The sequence below is a fragment of the Rhodobacter ferrooxidans genome, from assembly GCF_000176015.1.
GTDB lineage: Bacteria > Pseudomonadota > Alphaproteobacteria > Rhodobacterales > Rhodobacteraceae > Pseudorhodobacter_B > Pseudorhodobacter_B ferrooxidans.
Map to the genome: position 1 here is coordinate 1 of NZ_ACYY01000053.1, position 724 is coordinate 724.

1 protein-coding gene is annotated in these 724 nt (G+C 63.8%); it reads left to right on the top strand.

Annotation, left to right across the window (positions count from 1 at the left end; all coding sequences use genetic code 11):
- Positions 1-724, top strand: a 724-nt coding sequence (locus RSW2DRAFT_RS16990; protein ID WP_040672560.1) for a zinc-binding dehydrogenase, incomplete at both ends; no start/stop codon positions are given.

Here is a 724-nt window from a genome sequence, read left to right on the forward strand (position 1 = left end):
ACGTCATTCCGCTTTACACGCCCGAATGTCGGCAATGCCCCAGTTGCCTTTCCCAGAAAACCAACCTCTGCACCGCCATTCGTGCCACCCAAGGCCAGGGCCTGATGCCCGACGGCACCACGCGCTTTTCCATGCTGGATGGCACGCCGATCTTTCACTACATGGGCTGCTCGACCTTCGCCAACCACACCGTGCTGCCGGAAATCGCTCTGGCCAAGGTGCGCCCCGACGCGCCGTTCGACAAGATCTGCTACATCGGCTGTGGCGTGACCACCGGAATTGGGGCCGTGATCAACACCGCCAAGGTCGAGATCGGCGCCAAGGCGGTGGTGTTCGGGCTGGGCGGCATTGGCCTCAACGTGCTGCAGGGGCTGCGGCTGGCCGGGGCCGACATGATCATCGGCGTCGATATCAACAACGACCGCAAGGCCTGGGGCGAGCGGTTCGGCATGACGCATTTCGTCAACCCGAAGGAAATCGACGGCCCGGTTGCCCAGCACATCGTCAACATGACCAAGACCGCGTTCGACCAGATCGGCGGCGCGGATTACAGCTTTGACTGCACCGGCAATGTGAAGGTGATGCGCGATGCGCTGGAGTGCACCCACCGCGGCTGGGGCCAAAGCATCATCATCGGCGTGGCGCCTGCGGGCGCGGTGATCGAGACGCGGCCGTTCCAGTTGGTGACGGGGCGGGTGTGGAAAGGCACGGCCTTTGGTGGTGC